The sequence below is a fragment of the Pseudomonas sp. c313 genome, from assembly GCF_055407145.1.
The window spans coordinates 306900-326393 of sequence record NZ_JBUZRD010000004.1 but is presented as its reverse complement, the minus strand read 5'-3'; the positions used below and the strand labels follow the sequence as shown (position 1 = coordinate 326393).

General features: G+C 59.4%; 18 protein-coding genes. 6 read left to right on the top strand and 12 right to left on the bottom strand.

From position 1 onward, the window contains the following. Positions 1-117 precede the first annotated feature (117 nt). Positions 118-870, top strand: a complete 753-nt coding sequence (locus ACZRKZ_RS15100) for a DUF2059 domain-containing protein (RefSeq protein WP_463981960.1) — start codon at positions 118-120, stop codon at positions 868-870. Positions 871-913: 43 nt separating this feature from the next. On the opposite strand, the gene bipL is transcribed toward ACZRKZ_RS15100, so the two are convergent. Next, positions 914-1855 (bottom strand): phospholipase BipL, encoded by a 942-nt coding sequence (gene bipL, locus ACZRKZ_RS15095; RefSeq protein WP_463981959.1) that lies wholly within the window; start codon positions 1853-1855, stop codon positions 914-916. 110 nt (positions 1856-1965) lie between these two features. On the opposite strand from bipL, the gene ACZRKZ_RS15090 reads away from it, so the two are divergent. Next, positions 1966-2541: a DUF6436 domain-containing protein gene (locus ACZRKZ_RS15090; protein WP_463981958.1), complete on the top strand. Its 576-nt coding sequence runs from the start codon at positions 1966-1968 to the stop codon at positions 2539-2541. 31 nt (positions 2542-2572) lie between these two features. After that, the gene (locus tag ACZRKZ_RS15085) at positions 2573-4957 is read left to right on the top strand and encodes a penicillin acylase family protein (RefSeq protein ID WP_463981957.1); all 2385 of its coding nucleotides are present in this window, start codon (positions 2573-2575) and stop codon (positions 4955-4957) included. 209 nt (positions 4958-5166) lie between these two features. On the opposite strand, the gene ACZRKZ_RS15080 is transcribed toward ACZRKZ_RS15085, so the two are convergent. The 8 genes from ACZRKZ_RS15080 to ACZRKZ_RS15045 form a co-directional block, all read right to left on the bottom strand. After that, on the bottom strand, positions 5167-6051 hold the full coding sequence (locus ACZRKZ_RS15080) for an ABC transporter permease subunit (protein ID WP_133100887.1): 885 nt from the start codon (positions 6049-6051) through the stop codon (positions 5167-5169). After that, on the bottom strand, positions 6048-6968 hold the full coding sequence (locus ACZRKZ_RS15075) for an ABC transporter permease subunit (RefSeq protein WP_463981956.1): 921 nt from the start codon (positions 6966-6968) through the stop codon (positions 6048-6050). Before ACZRKZ_RS15075 ends, ACZRKZ_RS15080 begins: the two co-directional genes overlap by 4 nt. Further along, entirely contained in the window at positions 6965-8107 is a 1143-nt protein-coding gene (locus tag ACZRKZ_RS15070) for an ABC transporter ATP-binding protein (protein ID WP_149412270.1), read from the bottom strand. Before ACZRKZ_RS15070 ends, ACZRKZ_RS15075 begins: the two co-directional genes overlap by 4 nt. A gap of 64 nt (positions 8108-8171) precedes the next feature. Next, complete coding sequence (locus ACZRKZ_RS15065; protein ID WP_463981955.1) at positions 8172-9266, bottom strand: polyamine ABC transporter substrate-binding protein; 1095 nt, start codon at positions 9264-9266, stop codon at positions 8172-8174. Between the two features lie 184 nt (positions 9267-9450). Beyond that, on the bottom strand, positions 9451-10563 hold the full coding sequence (locus tag ACZRKZ_RS15060; protein WP_463967713.1) for a polyamine ABC transporter substrate-binding protein: 1113 nt from the start codon (positions 10561-10563) through the stop codon (positions 9451-9453). Between the two features lie 187 nt (positions 10564-10750). Next, positions 10751-12115, bottom strand: a complete 1365-nt coding sequence (locus tag ACZRKZ_RS15055) for an aspartate aminotransferase family protein (RefSeq protein WP_463981954.1) — start codon at positions 12113-12115, stop codon at positions 10751-10753. Between the two features lie 57 nt (positions 12116-12172). After that, complete coding sequence (locus ACZRKZ_RS15050; RefSeq protein ID WP_463967711.1) at positions 12173-13531, bottom strand: glutamine synthetase family protein; 1359 nt, start codon at positions 13529-13531, stop codon at positions 12173-12175. Between the two features lie 39 nt (positions 13532-13570). Beyond that, positions 13571-14350, bottom strand: a complete 780-nt coding sequence (locus tag ACZRKZ_RS15045; RefSeq protein ID WP_463967710.1) for a gamma-glutamyl-gamma-aminobutyrate hydrolase family protein — start codon at positions 14348-14350, stop codon at positions 13571-13573. Between the two features lie 278 nt (positions 14351-14628). Here ACZRKZ_RS15045 and ACZRKZ_RS15040 point away from each other — a divergent pair, with 278 nt between their 5' ends. The 3 genes from ACZRKZ_RS15040 to ACZRKZ_RS15030 all read left to right on the top strand — a co-directional run bounded on the left by ACZRKZ_RS15040 (position 14629) and on the right by ACZRKZ_RS15030 (position 17559). Continuing rightward, positions 14629-16005 (top strand): glutamine synthetase family protein, encoded by a 1377-nt coding sequence (locus ACZRKZ_RS15040; RefSeq protein ID WP_133100880.1) that lies wholly within the window; start codon positions 14629-14631, stop codon positions 16003-16005. Positions 16006-16159: 154 nt separating this feature from the next. Continuing rightward, positions 16160-16792 carry a TetR/AcrR family transcriptional regulator gene (locus tag ACZRKZ_RS15035; protein ID WP_463967709.1) on the top strand — a complete coding sequence of 211 codons (633 nt, stop codon included), beginning with the start codon at positions 16160-16162 and terminating at the stop codon, positions 16790-16792. 17 nt (positions 16793-16809) lie between these two features. Then, complete coding sequence (locus tag ACZRKZ_RS15030; protein ID WP_463981953.1) at positions 16810-17559, top strand: hypothetical protein; 750 nt, start codon at positions 16810-16812, stop codon at positions 17557-17559. 47 nt (positions 17560-17606) lie between these two features. On the opposite strand, the gene ACZRKZ_RS15025 is transcribed toward ACZRKZ_RS15030, so the two are convergent. From ACZRKZ_RS15025 to ssuC, 3 genes are read right to left on the bottom strand one after another with little or no spacing between them, the layout of a single operon-like run. Further along, positions 17607-17822: a TOBE domain-containing protein gene (locus tag ACZRKZ_RS15025; protein WP_003213899.1), complete on the bottom strand. Its 216-nt coding sequence runs from the start codon at positions 17820-17822 to the stop codon at positions 17607-17609. 28 nt (positions 17823-17850) lie between these two features. After that, positions 17851-18657, bottom strand: a complete 807-nt coding sequence (gene ssuB, locus ACZRKZ_RS15020; RefSeq protein ID WP_463981952.1) for an aliphatic sulfonates ABC transporter ATP-binding protein — start codon at positions 18655-18657, stop codon at positions 17851-17853. Further along, complete coding sequence (gene ssuC / locus ACZRKZ_RS15015; protein ID WP_463967706.1) at positions 18654-19442, bottom strand: aliphatic sulfonate ABC transporter permease SsuC; 789 nt, start codon at positions 19440-19442, stop codon at positions 18654-18656. The genes ssuB and ssuC overlap by 4 nt, the downstream gene beginning before the upstream one ends. Positions 19443-19494: the final 52 nt, after the last annotated feature.

Below are 19494 nucleotides of genomic sequence, written 5' to 3'. Positions count from 1 at the left end.
TGTGAATCCGACAGCGCCGCTGAGCGTCTGAATACACTTTAGTCAGGTGACTGATAGGACTTCTCGACAAATCCTACGCCCGACACGGACAATAGTGGCCGACTGACAGGAGTCCATATGCGTCATTTGTTTTTTTCCTTGCTGATGTTCTGCGTTTTACCCGCTTGGGCAGACAGCCATGACCAGTTGTACACGGTCGCCGGCTGGCCAGAACAACGCGCGCATTTTAATGACGCCTTGAGTGCCGCCCAGCAACGCTATCGCAACAGCTTGCCGCCCGCCGTATATCAAGCGCTGGTGGACAACAGCAATAAGCGCTTCAACCCCAAGGCCATGGATCAGCGGGCCGAGGCGCAGTTGCGCAAAAATCTGGTGGACCCAAAACCTGCACTGGCCTTCTTCCAGTCGCCCTTGGGCAGCAAGATCGTCGCCGCCGAATTGCTCGCGACCCGTCGGGATCAGTTGGCGAAAAACGCCCAGGGCCTGCCGCAAATCCAGGCCGATGCCACCCGTAGCCTGATCATCGGCCACCTGGCCCAGGCGCTGCCCGCCCGAGAAGCCGGCGCCGAGGTCAGCCTGGCGATTGCCGGTGTGGCGGCCGACAGCTTGAGCCAGATGATTCCCGGCCTACTGGGCGGCGGTCAGGCCCAAGGCATGTTGAACGGCCAGCGCGAGCGTTTGATGCAGCAGATTGGCAATGACTTGAACAACACGCTGTTGTACGTCTATCGCGATTTGTCCGACCCGGAATTGGAAGAATTCGCTACGTTTGCCGAGTCGCCGGAAGGCAAGGCTTACTATCAAGCGGCCTTGGCCGCGATCCGCGCCGGCCTGGCCGTCGGCCAAAGTACATCGAGCCTCGCACCGTAATAAATGTGGAGCGGGCAAGCCCGCTCCCACCTGTAGATTTCGGTCAGCTCAGGTGGTCGGTGAGGAACTTGAAATACTCTTGGCGAATCTGCGGAATCTCATTGGCCAAATGATGCCTGCCGCGCGGCAACATCAGAATCTCAGGCTGATCAAACTTCCCCTGCAACACTTGCAAGTTGTGCTGCCAATCCACCGTCATATCGTCTTCCCCCTGCACAATCAGCGGCCGCCGACTGCTGCGCGGTGCGGCTTCGATACGCTTGATCCAGCGTGCCAGCGCGCCCACCCAGGCGGTGGGCAATTGCCGCGGCTGCAACGGGTCCGCTTCCAGGAACGGCCTGAACGCAGGGTCGTTGGTGTTATCGCTGAAGCGTCGGGCAATGCCTTTGACGAACGGCTTGAGCAAGTAATAGCTGAGCTGCGACCAACCCCAGGCCCGAGGCCGGACCAGCGGTGACAACAGGAACGTCTTGCCTTGTGCCGGGCTGTCGACGCCGTGGTTGAGCAGGTGGTCCACTACAATCGCCCCGCCGGTGCTTTGCCCGAACAGGTGCCACGGCTGAGGCAGTTGCAACGCCTTGGCCTGCTCGAACAGCACCTGCACCACGTTCTGGTACACCGCGAAGTCGTCGATGCTGGCCCGCTCGCCGCTGGACAGCCCGTGGCCCGGCAGGTCGCAGGCGATCACCACGAAACCCTGGTCCAGGCCCCAGTCCACCACGTTGCGGTACAGCCCCATGTGATCGTAGAAACCGTGAAACAGGAACATCGTTGCCACAGGTTGCCGTGGCCACCAGACCTGGCTGACCACCTCGAACCCGTCGACCTCAAAACGCCCCAGGCGGCTGACAACCGGCTCCTTGCGGGCCGCCAGGTCCAGACCATAGAAGCGCTGATAGACCCGGGCCTCGGCTGAGAGCGGCTGCGCATCCACCAACGGCCGCAAGCTTTCGCGAAGGTGATCGGGGTCAAAGGTCACGGGCATAAGAGGTTCCAGACTAGAGGCTTGGTGCGCTGCACAGGTTTTATCGAGCTGCGATATTCATCTGTCAGGGCAAGCATGGCAAGCTACGCGTCCTTCGAGGATTGATCTGAATGCGAAAGCCTTACCGCACGACCCTGTTCGCCAGCCTGATCGTACTGATCTGCGCAGTGGTGTTGTGGGCGGCGTATGACTGGTTCCAGGATCGCTACCTGCGGGCCTTCAGCGAACACACGGCGGTGTTTTCCGGGGACATGCTCAAGCTGCCCGACGACCTCGCCGGGCCAGGCCCGATTCGCCTGGTGCATTTCTGGGACCCAGCGTGCCCGTGCAACGTCGGCAATCAACAGCACCTCAGCGAATTGATCGAGCAATACGCACCCCAGGGCGTGGAGTTCTACGCCCTGCAAAAAGCCGGCAGCCACGGCCAGTTGCCCACGACCCTCGGCGCAATGAAAGTCCTCACGGCCCTGCCCGGCGCCGAACACGTGCCCGCCAGCCCCGCCGTGGGGATTTGGGATCGCACGGGCAAGCTGGCCTATTTCGGGCCTTACAGCGAAGGGCTGACCTGTAATTCCAGCAACAGCTTTATCGAACCTATCCTGCAGGCACTCAAGGGTGGACGCGACGTGAACGCGACCCACACTCTGGCGGTGGGCTGCTATTGTTCCTGGCCGGAAGGTTTGTAGTCTGCTGTCCCATTCTCACTAAGGAATTTCCATGAAGCGCGTGTTGTCGGTCCTCGCAGCCCTACTGGTGCTGATCGCCCTCGGCGCCGGCTGGTACGTCTACAGCAAGCAGCCGACCCGCCAGGGCACGGTAGAGATGGCCAACCTGCAAGGCTCGGTCACTGTTCGCTATGACGACCGTGGCGTACCCCATATACGCGCCGAGAACGAAGCCGACCTGTACCGCGCCCTTGGCTATGTGCATGCCCAGGACCGGCTGTTCCAGATGGAAATCATGCGCCGCCTGGCCCGTGGCGAACTGGCCGAAGTGCTCGGCCCCAAGTTGCTGGACACCGACAAACTGTTTCGCAGCCTGCGTATCCGTGACCGCGCCACCACTTATGCAGCGCAGATGGACCGCCAGTCGCCCCACTGGAAAGCCCTGCAAGCCTACCTGGACGGTGTCAACCAGTATCAGGACAGCCACGCCAAACCCATGGAGTTCGACGTACTGGGTATTCCCAAGCGCCCGTTTACCGCCGAAGACACCATCAGCATCGCCGGCTACCTGGCCTACAGCTTTGCCGCCGCCTTTCGTACCGAGCCCTTGCTGACTTACGTACGCGATCAACTCGGCAGCGACTACCTGAAGGCTTTCGACCTTGATTGGAAACCCAGGGGCGATCTTGGCCTGGCCGCCGGCGACTGGAAAGACCTTGGCGCCATCGCCCGCCTGAGCGAGCAGGCTTTGGCCGATAACGGCCTGCCGCAGTTCGAGGGCAGCAACGCCTGGGCCATCAGCGGCGCACGCACCAAGAGCGGCAAGCCGTTGCTGGCTGGCGACCCGCATATCCGCTTCTCGGTGCCGTCGGTGTGGTACGAGGCGCAGTTGTCGGCGCCGGGCTTTGAACTCTACGGTTATCACAACGCGCTGGTGCCGGTAGCGTTCCTGGGGCACAACAAGGATTTCGGCTGGAGCCTGACCATGTTCCAGAACGATGATCTGGACCTGATCGCCGAGCAGGTCAACCCGGACAACGCCAATCAGGTCCGCTACCACGACCAGTGGGTCGACATGACCAGCAGCGAGCAGCAGATCGCCGTCAAGGGCCAGGCCCCGGTGACGCTGACCCTGCGTCAATCGCCCCACGGCCCGATCATCAATGACGTGCTCGGCGCAAACGCTGGCAAGACGCCGATCGCCATGTGGTGGGCGTTCCTCGAAACCGAGAATCCGATCCTCGACGGCTTCTACCAGCTCAATCGTGCCAACACCCTGGCCAAGGCTCGCAGCGCCGTGGCCAAGGTCCACGCACCGGGACTGAATATCGTCTGGGCTAACGCCAAGGGCGATATCGGCTGGTGGGCGGCGGCGCAGTTGCCAATCCGCCCGGCCGACGCCAAGCCCGGCTTTATCCTCGATGGCAGCACCACCCAGGCCGACAAGCTCGGCTTCTACCCGTTCAGCGCCAACCCCCAGGAAGAAAACCCGGCGCGTGGCTACGTGGTCTCCGCCAACGCGCAGCCCGTGTCGCCCACCGGCATGGAGATCCCTGGCTATTACAACCTGGCGGATCGCGGCCAACAGTTGAACGCGCAATTGAGCGACAACCGCGTGAAATGGGATCTGGAAAACAGCCAGGCCTTGCAGCTCGGCACCACCACCGCCTACGGGCCAAGGCTGCTGGCGCCGCTGTTGCCAGTACTGCGTGATGTGGTCAAGGACCCGGCAGAGTTGAAACTGGTGGAGCAACTGGCCGCGTGGAAAGGTGATTACCCGCTCGACTCCACCAGCGCCACGCTGTTCAACCAGTTGCTGTTTGATCTTGCTGATGCCGCGATGCGTGACGAGCTGGGCGACGCCATGTTCCAGACCCTGCTCTCGACCCGAGTCATCGACTCCGCCCTGCCGCGCCTCGCCGCTGCCACCGACTCGCCGTGGTGGGACAACCGCACCACCCCACTCAAGGAAACCCGCGCCGACACCGTCCGGATCGCCTGGCAAGCCAGCCTGAAGCACCTCAAGGCCACCTTCGGCGATAACCCGGCGCAGTGGCAGTGGGGCAAGGCGCATACCCTGACTCATGGCCATCCGCTGGGCTCGCAGAAGCCGTTGGACCAGATCGTCAATGTCGGCCCCTTCGCGGCCCCCGGCACCCACGAAGTGCCAAATAACCTGTCTGCCGCCATCGGGCCGGCGCCCTGGCCGGTGACTTATGGGCCGTCAACCCGGCGCCTGATCGACTTCGCCGACGCCGCGCACGCCCTGACCATCAACCCGGTAGGGCAAAGCGGCGTGCCGTTCGACAAGCACTACGCCGACCAGGCAGAAACGTATATCGAGGGTGGGTATGAGCAGGCGCACTTCAATGATGAGGAAGTGACGGCCAATACCCGAAGTACGCTCAAACTGTTGCCGGCCAGAGCCGCGCAATAGCGCTCAAACTGGCGCCGCGAAATTCAGCCTGAATTGTTGCGGCGTCACTCCAAGCCTGCGATTGAACACGCTGCGCATGTGCTGGGCTTGTGGCGAGGGGGCTTGCCTGCAATGGCGGTGTATCAGTCAACCAATCAGTCGACTGACAGAGCCTCATCGCAGGCAAGCCAGCTCCCACATTTTGATCCAGTTTCTTCAGGTAGACCTGATTAAACCGGCGCAGGCGCCCGACGCGCATCTGGCTGCTTCCAACCGTCCGCTGCCGCTTCTTCAATCGCCTGCTGGATCGCCTTCTTGCGGCGCTCTTCGGCACGGCGGCTGAAGAACCACACCAGGAAGGTCACCAGCGACACCGCCAACAGGATCAGACTGGCCACGGCATTGATCTCGGGTTTAACCCCCAGACGCACCGCCGAGAACACTTCCATCGGCAACGTGGTGGAACCCGGCCCCGAGACAAAGCTGGCCAATACCAGGTCATCCAGGGACAGCGCGAAGGACATCATCCCACCCGCCGCCAACGACGGCGCGATCATCGGGATGGTGATCAGGAAGAACACCTTCCACGGCCGTGCGCCCAGGTCCATCGCCGCTTCTTCGATCGACAGGTCCAGCTCACGCAAGCGCGCCGACACCACCACCGCCACATACGCCGAACAGAACGTGGTGTGAGCGATCCAGATGGTGACGATGCCACGTTCCTGGGGCCAGCCGATCATCTGCGCCATGGCTACAAACAGCAGCAACAGCGACAGACCGGTGATCACTTCTGGCATCACCAGAGGCGCCGTCACCAGGCCGCCGAACAGCGTACGGCCCTTGAACTGGCTGATGCGCGTCAGCACAAATGCCGCCAACGTGCCCAACGCCACTGCCGCCACCGCCGTGTAGCAGGCGATTTCCAGGGAACGCGCTACCGAGCCCATCAATTGGGTGTTATCCAGCAGGCCGACATACCACTTGATCGACCAGCCGCCCCACACCGTCACCAGTTTCGATTCGTTGAACGAATAGATCACCAGGATCAGCATCGGCAGGTAGATGAACAGCAGCCCGACGACCAGCATAAAGCTGGAGAAACTGAAGCGCTTCATATCTTGCCCTCCATCTCTTTGGCTTGGCTGCGGTTGAACAGGATGATCGGCACGATCAGGATCGCCAGCATCACCACCGCCAGGGCAGAAGCCACCGGCCAGTCACGGTTGTTGAAGAATTCTTGCCACAACACTTTACCGATCATCAGGGTTTCCGGACCGCCCAGCAGTTCAGGGATCACGAACTCGCCCACCACCGGGATAAACACCAGCATGCAGCCGGCGATGATGCCGTTCTTGGACAGCGGCACGGTGATTTTCCAGAAACTGTTGAAGGTACTCGACCCCAGGTCCGACGCGGCTTCCAGCAGACTTTGGTCATGTTTGACCAAGTTGGCGTAGAGCGGCAGGATCATGAACGGCAGGTAGGAGTAGACCACGCCGATATACACCGCGATGTTGGTATTGAGTATCTGGAACGGCTCGTTGATCAGGCCGATGGACATCAGGAAGCCATTGAGCAAGCCGTTGTTGCTGAGGATGCCCATCCACGCATAGACGCGGATCAGGATCGCCGTCCAGGTCGGCATCATGATCAGCAGCACCAGCACGGTCTGCATTTCCTTGCGGGCGCTGGCGATGGCATAGGCCATCGGATAACCGATCAGCAGACACAACACTGTGCTGAAAAACGCCATCTTCAGCGAGCCAAGGTAGGCTGCGATGTACAACTCGTCGTCGCTCAGCATCGCGTAGTTGGCCAGGTTGAGCACCAACTGCAGCTTCTGTTCAACGAAGGTGTAGATCTCGGTGTACGGCGGGATCGCTACGTCGGCTTCGGCAAAACTGATCTTCAGGACAATGAAGAACGGCAGCATGAAGAACAGGAACAGCCAGAGGAAAGGTATCCCGATCACCAAATGCCGGCCACCGGGGGTTATTCGTTGCAACTGGCGCTTGAATTTCTTCATATTCATGAACGAAGTACCACGCCGCTGTCGTCTTCCCACCACACGTAGACCTGGTCACCCCAGGTCGGCCGTGCGCCACGGCGTTCAGCGTTGGCGACGAAGGACTGCACCAGTTTGCCGCTGGGCAGCTCAACGTAAAACACCGAGTGCCCGCCCAGGTAGGCGATATCGTGGACCTTGCCGCTGGACCAGTTGTGCTCGCAGGTCGGCATTTCGGAGGTCACCAGCAGCTTTTCCGGGCGGATGGCGTAGGTCACCGACTTGTCTTCTAGCGAGGTGGCGATGCCGTAGCCGACGTAGATGTCGCGGTCCAGGTCAGGGCACTTGAGCAGCGCGTGGCCTTCGGCGTCGTCCACAACCTGGGTTTCGAAGATATTGACGTTGCCGATGAACTCGCACACCAGGCGGCTGGTTGGCGTCTCGTAGATGTCGATGGGGCTGCCGATCTGCGCGATCCAGCCCAGGTGCATGATCGCAATGCGCTCGGCCATGGTCATGGCCTCTTCCTGGTCGTGGGTCACCATCACGCAGGTCACACCCACGCGCTCGATGATTTCCACCAGCTCCAGTTGCATTTGCGAACGCAGCTTCTTGTCCAGGGCGCCCATCGGCTCATCGAGCAACAGCAACTTCGGCCGCTTGGCCAGGGAGCGGGCCAGGGCCACGCGCTGACGCTGGCCGCCAGACAGTTGGTGCGGTTTGCGCTTGGCGAACTGGCTCATCTGTACCAGCTTGAGCATTTCCGCGACGCGGGCATCCACCTCGGCCCTGGGGATCTTGTCCTGTTGCAGGCCGAAAGCGATGTTCTGCGCCACCGTCATGTGCGGGAACAAGGCGTAGGACTGGAACATCATGTTGATCGGCCGCTCGTAGGGCGGCATGTCGGTGATGTCCACACCGTCGAGGAAAATCCGGCCCTCGGTCGGGCGCTCGAAACCTGCAAGCATGCGCAGCAGGGTGGACTTGCCTGAACCCGAACCGCCGAGCAAGGCGAAGATCTCGCCTTTTTTGATTTCCAGGGACACATCGTCCACGGCAATCGTCTCGTCGAATTTCTTCGTGACCCGGTCGATTTTGACCAACACCTTTTTCGGTGTCTGGTCGCCCTCGAGGGCTTTCTTATAGGCGCCGGAGGCAACTGCCATTTACGAAACTCCCAACAAAATTTGCAGTTCGCCCAATACGGGCAAATCTTGGATAGTTTGAGCCTTACTTGCCCGACTTGACCTTGGTCCAGCTGCGGGTCATTAAACGTTGCACCTTCGGGGGTAGCTCGCCGTTGACAAAGGTCCGGTCGAGAACCGCCTGCGGTGGGTAAACCGCTTCGTCGGTGCGTATCGATTGCTCCATCAGTATGTCCGCCCCTGGGTTAGGGTTGGCGTAACCGACGTAATCACTGACCTGAGCGATCACTTCAGGTTTCAGCAAATAGTTGATGAAAGCGAGGGCTTCCTTGACGTTGGTGGAGTCCTTGGGGATCGCCAGCACGTCGAACCAGAGGTTGCCGCCTTCTTTCGGGATGACGTAGGCGATGTTCACGCCCTTGCCCGCTTCGGCCGCACGAGCCTTGGCCTGGAAGACGTCGCCGGAGAAGCCGGCGGCGACACAGATCTCGCCATTGGCCAGATCGGAAACGTACTTGGAGGAGTTGAAGTAAGTGACGTACGGACGCACCGCCATCAGCTTGGCTTCAGCCTTTTTATAGTCTTCGGGGTTCTGGCTGTTAGGGTCCAGGCCCATGTAATTGAGCACAGCCGGCAACATTTCATCGGCCGAATCAAGGAACGCCACGCCGCACTTGGAGAGCTTCTTGATGTTTTCCGGCTCGAACAGCACCGCCCAGGAATCGATCTTGTCGACGCCCAGCGCCGCTTTGACTTTCTCGACGTTGTAACCGATGCCATTGGTGCCCCACAGGTAGGGCACTGCGTACTGGTTGCCTGGATCGTTCTTTTCCAGCCGCTTGAGCAGCGCCGGGTCCAGGTTGGCGTAGTTGCTCAGTTGGGACTTGTCTAGCTTCTGGAATGCGCCGGCCTTGATTTGCTTGCCGAGGAAGTGGTTGGACGGCACTACCACGTCATAGCCGGTACGACCGGCCAGCAACTTGCCTTCCAGGGTTTCGTTGGAGTCGAACACGTCGTAGACGGGCTTGATGCCGGTGGCCTTTTCAAAGTTGGTCAGGGTGTCGGGACCGATATAGTCCGACCAGTTATAAACATGCACGGTTGAAGCGGCCTGCACGCTGACTGCCAACGTGACGCCCGCACCGACCAGCAAGGCTTTGCGAAATAAAGAAATTGGCAAGTGGAGGTCCTCTCAACTAGTTGGGCCAAGTTGCCCGAGCTGCATGGCAGCAACACTGCGCGGCAACAAAACCGGCGCGCAACTTACCCTCGATAAACCGATCCGGCAAAACTTTCTGTCATTTAATTGTTTCGTTAACCACCGCGCGCACCGCGGCGGTTAACGAAGACCTGATCAAACCGGCTTATTTGCCCGATTTGATCTTGGTCCAGCTGCGAGTCAGCAAACGCTGAGTGGCGGCCGGCAAGTCAGCAATTGCATACAGCTTGGCCATGACGTCCGCTGGCGGATAAACACCTGGGTCGCTGGTGATTTCCTTGTCGACCAGTGGCGTCGCCGCCGCGTTACCGTTGGGGAAACGTACCGCGTCGGTGATCTCGGCCATAATTTCTGGCTTCATCAGGAAGGTCATGAACTTGTAGGCGCCGTCGACGTTTTCGGCATCTTTAGGGATGGCGACCATGTCGAAGAAGCTGCCAGCACCTTCCTTGGGAATGTTGTAGCTGACTTTGACCTTGTCACCCGCTTCGGCGGCACGGGCCTTGGCCTGGTAGATATCACCCGAGTAACCGACTGCCACACAGATGTTGCCGTTGGCCAGGTCCGAGATGTACTTGGAGGAGTGGAAGTAACCGACCGAAGGACGGATCTTCAGGAACAGTGCTTCGGCTTCGGCCAGTTGTTTCTTGTCCTGGCTGTCGGTCGGGTAACCGAGGTAATGCAGGGCAATCGGCAACATTTCGGTTGGCGAGTCGAGGAAGCTGATACCGCAGGATTTCAGCTTGGCCGCATTTTCCGGCTTGAACAGCAAATCCCAGGAATTGGTCGGTGCGTCGGCACCCAGTGCGGCCTTGACCTTATCGGCGTTGAAGCCAATACCGATCGAGCCCCACATGTAAGGGAACGCGTGTTCGTTGCCCGGGTCGCTTACTGAGACGGCCTTGAGCAATTCAGGATTGAGGTTTTTCCAGTTTGGCAGCTTGGACCTGTCCAGCTTCTGGTAAACACCGGCCTTTATCTGCTTGGCCAGGAAGTTGTTGGAAGGTACGACGATGTCATACCCGGATTTGCCCGCCAGCAGCTTGGCTTCCAGGGTTTCGTTGCTGTCGAATACGTCGTAGACCACCTTGATGCCCGACTCCGCTTCGAACTTCTTCACGGTGTCCGGTGCGATGTAGTCAGACCAGTTGTAGACGTGCAGCACTTTGTCGTCTGCCTGGGCCGCGCCCACCATCACGCCCATCAGGGACAAGGCCAGGAGGGTCTTGCCAGCGTTCTTCAATCCTAATGCCTTCATTCGGTCATGCTCCAATTTTTCTTTTTGGGCCACATTCTTTATCTATAAACAGCTGCAAAGTGTTGAGTGGCCCCTCGAAGGGCAACAAAACAGGGCGACAGTCTGGCAAGTTCAAGGGCCGGCTTTCAACCAAAGCCCTACATTTATAACGGAGCGGCCAAAGGCCACTCCGTACTGAGCCTAGCACTTAGCCCTGCAATGCCGCCAAAGTCAGGTCCAGGCACTTGCGCGCCTTGGTCACCAACTCGTCAATCTCGGCCTTGCTGATCACCAGCGGCGGCGAAATGATCATGGTGTCGCCGACAGCGCGCATGATCAGGCCATTCTCAAAACAGAAGGTGCGGCAGATCATACCAACGCCTTTACCTTCGTAACGCTTGCGCGTCGCTTTGTCCTGCACCAGCTCAATGGCACCCAACAGGCCGACACCGCGGACTTCGCCCACCAGGGGATGATCACTCAGCTCTCGTAGGCGTTGTTGCAAATAGGGTGCCGTTTCGTTGTGGACACGCTCGACAATTTTTTCATCGCGCAGGATGCGGATGTTTTCCAGGGCCACTGCGGCGGCCACCGGATGACCTGAGTAGGTGAAACCGTGGTTGAAGTCGCCACCTTCATTGAGCACGGCAACCACTTCGTCGCGCACGATTAGACCGCCCATGGGGATATAACCCGAGGTCAGGCCCTTGGCGATGGTCATCATGTCCGGCTTGAGGTTGTAGAAATCGCTACCGAACCACTCACCGGTACGGCCGAAACCACAGATCACCTCATCGGCGACAAACAGGATGTCGTACTTGGCGAGGATTTCCTTGATGCGCGGCCAGTAGCTGTCGGGCGGAATGATCACGCCACCGGCGCCCTGGATCGGCTCGGCAATAAAGGCACCGACGTTGTCCACGCCCAGTTCCAGAATCTTCTCTTCCAGTTGGTTGGCGGCCCAGATGCCGAACTCTTCGGGGCTCATGTCGCCGCCTTCGCCGAACCAGTACGGCTGGGCGATGTGGACGATGCCCGGGATCGGCAAGTCGCCCTGTTCGTGCATGTAGGTCATGCCGCCCAGGCTCGCGCCGGCAACGGTGGAACCGTGGTAGCCGTTCTTGCGGCTGATGATGACTTTCTTGTTCGCCTGGCCCTTGATCGCCCAGTAGTGACGAACCATGCGCAGCATGGTGTCGTTGCCTTCGGAGCCGGAGCCGGTGAAGAACACGTGGTTCATGCCTTGAGGGGCAACGTCAGAGATGGCCTTGGCCAATTCCAGTACCGGCGGGTGGGCGGTCTGGAAGAACAGGTTGTAGTACGGCAGCTCTTTCATCTGCTTGGCGGCGGCGTCAGCCAGTTCATCGCGGCCATAACCGATGGCCACGCACCACAGGCCGGCCATGCCGTCGAGGATCTTGTTACCTTCGCTGTCCCACAGATAGACACCATGGGCTTTGGTGATGATTCGCGGGCCTTTCTCTTTCAACTGTTTGAAGTCGCTGAACGGCGCCAGGTGGTGATCGCGGCTCAAGGCTTGCCATTCACGGGTTTGCGGGTTGTTGCTGGTCATACCAATCTCCAAAAATAGCAGGTGGAGGTGCGGCGTGTGACGGCCGCACCCGGCGCATCAGACGGCAAAGAGCAGGAATTCCCGCTCCCACGAACTGATCACGCGCTTGAAGTTTTCATGCTCGGCCCGCTTGACCGCGACATAGCCTGTGATGAATTTTTGACCCAGGTATTTCTCGATGGTCTTGCTGTTTTCCATCCGCTCCAGGGCGTCCTCGATGGTCAACGGCAGGCGCAGGTTGCGACGCTCGTAACCACGACCGACCACCGGTGCACTTGGGCTGATGCCTTCGACCATACCGATGTAGCCGCACAACAAGCTGGCGGCAATCGCCAGGTACGGGTTGGCATCGGCGCCCGGCAGGCGGTTTTCCACCCGACGGTTCTGTGGGCCGGCATCCGGCACCCGCAGGCCGACGGTGCGGTTTTCTTCGCCCCACTCCACGTTAACCGGTGCCGAGGTGTCCGGCAGGAAACGGCGGAACGAGTTGACGTTGGGCGCAAACAGCGGCAACAGCTCGGGGATGAATTTTTGCAGGCCGCCAATGTGGTAAAGGAACAGCTCGCTCTTGGACCCGTCTTCGTTGGAGAAGACGTTTTTGCCGGTGGCAATGTCGATGATGCTCTGGTGCAGGTGCATGGCGCTGCCGGGCTCGCCGGTCATCGGCTTGGCCATGAACGTAGCGGCCACGTTGTGCTTGAGCGCGGCCTCACGCATGGTGCGCTTGAACACCAGGATCTGGTCGGCCAAAGACAGGGCATCGCCGTGACGGAAGTTGATTTCCATCTGTGCCGTGCCGTCCTCGTGGATCAGGGTGTCGAGGTCCAGCTCCTGCAGTTCGCACCAGTCGTAGACGTCTTCGAACAACGGGTCGAATTCGTTGGCCGCTTCTATAGAGAAGGACTGACGACCGGTTTCCGGGCGGCCAGAGCGGCCAATCGGCGGTTGCAGCGGAAAGTCCGGGTCTTCGCAGCGCTTGGTTAGGTAGAACTCCATCTCCGGCGCCACGATGGGCTGCCAGCCTTTGTCGGCGTAGAGCTTGAGGACTTTCTTGAGCACGTTGCGCGGCGACAACTCAATAGGGTTGCCTTGCTTATCGTAGGTGTCGTGGATCACCTGGGCCGTGGGCTCTATGGCCCAAGGCACAAGGAATACCGCGTTCTCGTCCGGGCGGCAGATCATGTCAATGTCGGCCGGGTCGAGCAGTTCGTAATAGATGTCGTCTTCGACATAGTCGCCGGTCACGGTCTGTAACAGGACGCTCTCGGGCAGGCGCATGCCTTTTTCGGCGATGAACTTGTTGGTCGGCGAGATCTTGCCCCGGGTGATACCGGTGAGGTCGCCAATCATGCATTCGACTTCTGTGATCTTATGGTCTTTCAACCAATCGGTGAGCTGGTCGAGGTTGTTACTCATAAATGCCTCTGGGCTGAGTTTCCTGACATCCATTAAAGGTCAGGCGTTGGTTGACGCATCATCCGCGTCGCGTTGTGTTGCCCGCTTTCGACAGGCATTGCCAAATGCCTGGAAGATCGCGAGATAGTGCGGGTTAGAGCTTACCTGCCATTCGGGGTGCCATTGCACTCCCAAAGCAAAAGCCTTGCCGTCTGTCACCGAAAAGGCTTCGACCAAGCCATCGGGGGCTGTTGCTTCAACGTGTAGCCCAGGCGCCAGACGATCAACGCCCTGCCCGTGAATCGAGTTGACCTGGATCGTTTCTGGCAAACCCAGGCTTGCCAATACACCACCTGCAGAGATCGTCACCGGGTGAGCCGGGCCGTACTGGACGTCCAGCGGCTGGGTGTCGTCTTCGCGATGATCCATCATGCCCGGCACCTCATGAACCTTCTGGTGCAGGCTGCCGCCAAACGCCACGTTCATTTCCTGGAAGCCACGGCAAATCCCCAGCACCGGAACGCCTGCAACAATCGCGGCGCGAATCAACGGCAAGGTGGTTTGGTCCCGTGCAGGGTCATGAGCAGTCCCGGGCGCGCTGGCCGGACCGTCGTAATAAAAAGGTTCGATATTGGAGGGTGAGCCGGTAAAGAGAATGCCGTCCAGACCGTCAAGAATATTGGCCGGGTCGAGCAAATCCGCCAGAGACGGAATAATCAATGGCAAGCCCTTGGCAGCGGTGGCCACTGCACGGACGTATTTGTCGCCACTGATGTGATAAGCATGCAGACCGACCTGTTTGGAACAGGCGGTGACGCCGATTAACGGCAGGCGAGACATGAAGCACCCCGGTATTATTGCTGTTATGGGTTTGAATCGAGCTTAGCCTTGTTCATTTTTTTACACAACACCCCCGTAAAAAATACAACACGGCCCGCTCAAACGTGCTGGTTCCAAGAGACCCAAATACAAAAAATCGCCCCAAAAAGCCTCGAAAATGCCCTCAGGGCGCTTTTTTAGGGCAAAAAAGGCCTCGCTTGACTTCGGCATGCCGTTCGGGTTGACTGAAACCCGAAGATTTCAATGATTGATATTTTTAACAACAAAGGTGTTGCATCATGTCGGTACCCCCGCGTGCCGTTCAGCTTAACGAAGCGAACGCGTTCCTTAAGGATCATCCTGAGGTTCTGTACGTAGACCTTCTAATTGCGGATATGAATGGTGTGGTGCGCGGCAAGCGCATCGAACGCACCAGCCTCCACAAGGTTTACGAGAAAGGCATCAATTTGCCGGCCTCTCTATTTGCCCTGGATATCAATGGCTCGACGGTGGAAAGCACCGGCCTGGGTCTGGACATCGGTGATGCTGACCGAATCTGTTATCCAATCCCTGACACCCTGTGCAATGAACCCTGGCAAAAGCGCCCAACCGCGCAACTGCTGATGACCATGCACGAAATCGAAGGTGAACCTTTCTTCGCCGATCCTCGCGAAGTGCTCCGCCAAGTTGTGAGCAAGTTTGATGACCTCGGTCTGACCATCTGCGCCGCATTCGAGCTGGAGTTCTACCTGATCGACCAGGAGAACGTGAATGGCCGGCCACAACCGCCCCGCTCGCCGATCTCCGGCAAACGCCCGCACTCGACACAGGTCTACCTGATCGACGACCTCGACGAATACGTCGACTGCCTCCAGGACATTCTGGAAGGTGCAAAAGAGCAAGGCATCCCTGCCGACGCCATCGTCAAGGAAAGTGCCCCGGCGCAGTTCGAAGTGAACCTGCACCACGTTGCCGACCCGATCAAGGCCTGCGACTACGCGGTACTGCTCAAGCGTTTGATCAAGAACATCGCCTACGACCATGAGATGGATACCACCTTCATGGCCAAGCCTTACCCAGGCCAGGCAGGCAACGGTTTGCACGTACACATTTCGATCCTGGACAAGGAAGGCAAGAACATCTTTGCCTGCGAGGATCCCGAGCAGAACGCCGCACTGCGACATGCGATCGGCGGTGTGCTGGAGACCCTACCCGCCCAAATGGCGTTCCTGTGCCCCAACGTCAACTCCTACCGTCGTTTCGGCGCACAGTTCTACGTGCCGAACGCGCCGTGCTGGGGGCTGGATAACCGCACTGTTGCGGTACGCGTACCCACCGGTTCCGCCGACGCGGTCCGCCTGGAACACCGCGTGGCTGGCGCCGATGCCAACCCGTACCTGCTGATGGCTTCGGTCCTGGCGGGCGTGCACCACGGTCTGACCAACAAGATCGAACCGGGTGCTCCGGTGGAAGGCAACAGTTACGAGCAGAACGAGCAAAGCCTGCCGAACAACCTGCGCGATGCATTGCGCGAGCTGGACGACAGTGAAGTGATGGCCAAGTACATCGATCCGAAATACATCGATATCTTCGTCGCCTGTAAGGAAAGTGAGCTGGAAGAGTTTGAACACTCCATCTCCGACCTTGAGTACAACTGGTACCTGCATACCGTGTAAGCGGTTGCGACAGTAAAAGGAACGCCGCAGGCTTTTGGCTTGCGGCGTTTTTTTATCGGCTTTTCGAAGTGCTCGCCACAAAAGCCCACTCGCCACAGGTATGGATCATCTTCAGGCTCTGCGTACAATGCCCACTGCCCTGTAGGAGACTTCCATGACCCGCCCCGCAGCCCCTCGCAAACCCCGCGCCCGCAGCCAGGCCCGGATCGACGCGATCCTCGACGCCGCCCGCACCTTGCTGGCCGCCGAAGGCGTGGCCAGTTTGTCGATCTACAGCGTGGCCGAACGGGCGCAGATTCCGCCGTCGTCGGTCTACCACTTCTTCGCCAGCGTCCCGGCGCTGCTGGAAGCGCTGACGGCCGATGTTCACGCCGCCTTCCGCGCCGCCCTGCAAGCGCCTATCGATCATGAAAAACTCAACCATTGGCGCGATCTGTCACGCCTGGTGGAACTGCGCATGCTGAGCATCTACAGCAAGGATGCCGCTGCCCGCCAGTTGATTCTCGCCCAGCACGGGCTGACCGAAGTGACCCAGGCTGACCGTCAGCATGATCTGGAGTTGGGGGGCTTGATGCTCACCGTGTTCGACCAGCACTTCCAACTGCCGGCCCTGCCCACAGACGTCGACGTGTTCGCCCTGGCCATGGAACTGAGCGACCGGGTCTACGCCCGCTCGGTGCAACAAAATGACCACATTACGCTGCGTATGGCCGAGGAAGGGATGCGCGTATTTGATGCGTACTTAGGGCTTTACCTGCCGCCCTACCTGCCCAAGCGCAGCCACTGAAATTCCAGGATGGGTTTATGCAGCAAGTCCCTGAACACTATCTGGGCGTGTGGAAACGACGCCTGATCAGCTATCAGAACGGCGAAATCGATCAACACACCTCGGTGTACTGGCTGCAAACACCGCGCCTGTTCGCCGACCTGCGCATCCCGACAGACACGCCTGCTCACTCCATCAGTCATGCCGACCACCTGGCCCTGTGCGAACAAAAAGGCTTTGCCGGCGTGACCCAGGTCGACGGCGATATCTGCCAGTGGCATCGACACATCGACTTTCAGCCCGCCAGCGATGAGGCCGATATCGGCCGGATGCATTTTGAAACCCGCGACCGCCTGATCGAAACCGCCCTGGACGATGATTATTACGAAATCTGGGAGCGGCTTGCCGACTCTAAAGGTCTGTGTCGCAGCCAATGGCTACAAGCCAACGACAACCCGACCCGCAGCGCGTGCCTGGTGCTCGCGGGCGACTATTTTTTGTTCGCCGCCGACCGGCCTGCACCACTGACACCCAACGGCCACTTGCGTGAACGTATCAACAGTGAGAATCCGCAAGCACTGCTGGCCTGTGAACTGTCCTTCGGCCAACATCGTGCTGGCGCCATGCCCTGGCACATCGACTACTCCACCCTGCCCGCGCAGATCGGCCAGCGGCTACTGCCGGCCAGCGTGGAACCGTTAGCCGACGATCTGTTCAGCCATGCCATGGGTTATTTCGCCCCAACCAACGGTTGGAAACTCGCTTCAGATCCCTCCCCAAAACGCTGAAAACCCCGAAGGGCTCATGCCGTCCGGGGTCGTCTGTCGCCCATCGATCACAACTTGGCGATCGACACCTCGGTGGACTTAACGAACGCAATCACTTCACTGCCAATCACCAACTCCAGCTCTTTTACCGAGCGAGTAGTGATCACCGAAGTAACGATGCCCGAAGCGGTCTGCACGTCGATTTCCGACAGTACGTCGCCTTCGACGATTTCCTTGATGGTGCCTTTGAACTGGTTACGCACGTTAATGGCTTTAATAGTCATGTTGTTCTTCCTTCATGGGGCAAGTGAGTTATTGCGCCCAACGCAATTGCGTAGGCAGCGGTGCAACAGGTTCGGGTTCCGGCGCAGTACCAGGTAGTAACAGCACCCGGTTGAGCACTTCGGCTTCCAGTGCTGCCAGGCGGTGCGAACCACGGGCCCGTGGGCGTGGCAGGTCGACGAGCAGGTCGAGGCCGATTTCGCCGTCTTCAATCAGGATCACCCGGTCGGCAATGGCCACGGCTTCGCTGACGTCGTGGGTCACCAGCAACACAGTAAAACCGTGCTTCTGCCAAAGGTTCTCGATCAGTTGCTGCATCTCGATCCGGGTCAGGGCATCCAACGCACCCAGCGGCTCATCGAGCAGCAGCAAGCGCGGCTGATGAATCAAGGCACGAGCGAGGGCGACGCGCTGCTTCTGGCCACCGGACAAGGCCGCCGGCCATTCATCGGCACGTTCGGCCAGGCCGACGGCTTCCAACGCTTCCAATGCCTTGGCGCGCCAGTTGCCCTTGAGCCCAAGGCCCACGTTGTCGATGACTTTTTTCCACGGCAGCAGACGCGCTTCCTGGAACATCAACCGCGTGTCTTCAATGGCTTCGCTCAGCGGCGCAGAACCTGCCAGCAATTCACCGCTGCTGGCTTTATCCAGACCGGCAAGCAGGCGTAGCAAGGTGCTTTTACCGCAACCACTACGGCCGACCACTGCGACGAATTGGCCTGCCGGAATGTGCAGATCAATCTCACGCAGTACTTCCCGCGCGCCAAAGGATTTACGTAGCTTGCGCACTGCCAACGGAATACCGCGCAGCAGGCGTGGAGGTTGTTGAGCGGTCATGCTGCACCTCCCTTGGCCACTTGATAAGCCGGGTGCCAGCGCAACCAGACACGCTCCAGGCCACGAGCTGCCAGGTCGGCGAGCTTGCCGAGCACGGCGTACAGCACAATCGCCAGCACCACGACGTCGGTTTGCAGGAACTCGCGGGCATTCATTGCCAGGTAACCAATACCGGAACTGGCGGAAATGGTTTCTGCGACGATCAAGGTCAGCCACATAAAGCCCAGGGCAAAACGCACGCCCACCAAAATCGAAGGCAAGGCACCCGGCAGAATCACCTGGCGAAACAGACTGAAACCAGACAGGCCATAACTGCGGGCCATCTCCACCAGCGCCGGGTCGACGTTGCGAATGCCGTGGTAAGTGTTGAGGTAGATCGGGAACAACGTGCCGAGGGCGACCAGGAAAATCTTTGCCGTCTCATCAATGCCGAACCACAGGATCACCAGTGGGATCAGCGCCAGGTGCGGCACGTTGCGGATCATCTGCACCGAGCTGTCCAGCAGGCGTTCACCCCACGTCGACAGGCCGGTGATAAAGCCCAGGGCCAGACCGATACCGCCACCGATGATAAAACCAAGGCCCGCACGCCAACCACTGATGGCCAGGTGCGTCCAGATTTCGCCGCTGCGTACCAGGTTGATACCCGCTTCGATCACCGCGCTAGGGGCCGGCAGGATGCGTGTCGATAACCAGCCTGCCGAGACCGACAACTGCCACACCGCCAGCAACAAAATCGGTAGTGCCCAGGGCGCCAGTCGATGGCCTAACTTTTCAATATTCATGGCAGCGCCTCAGCTCTGGGACGCAGCTTTGGGGAGGATATCGTTGGCAACG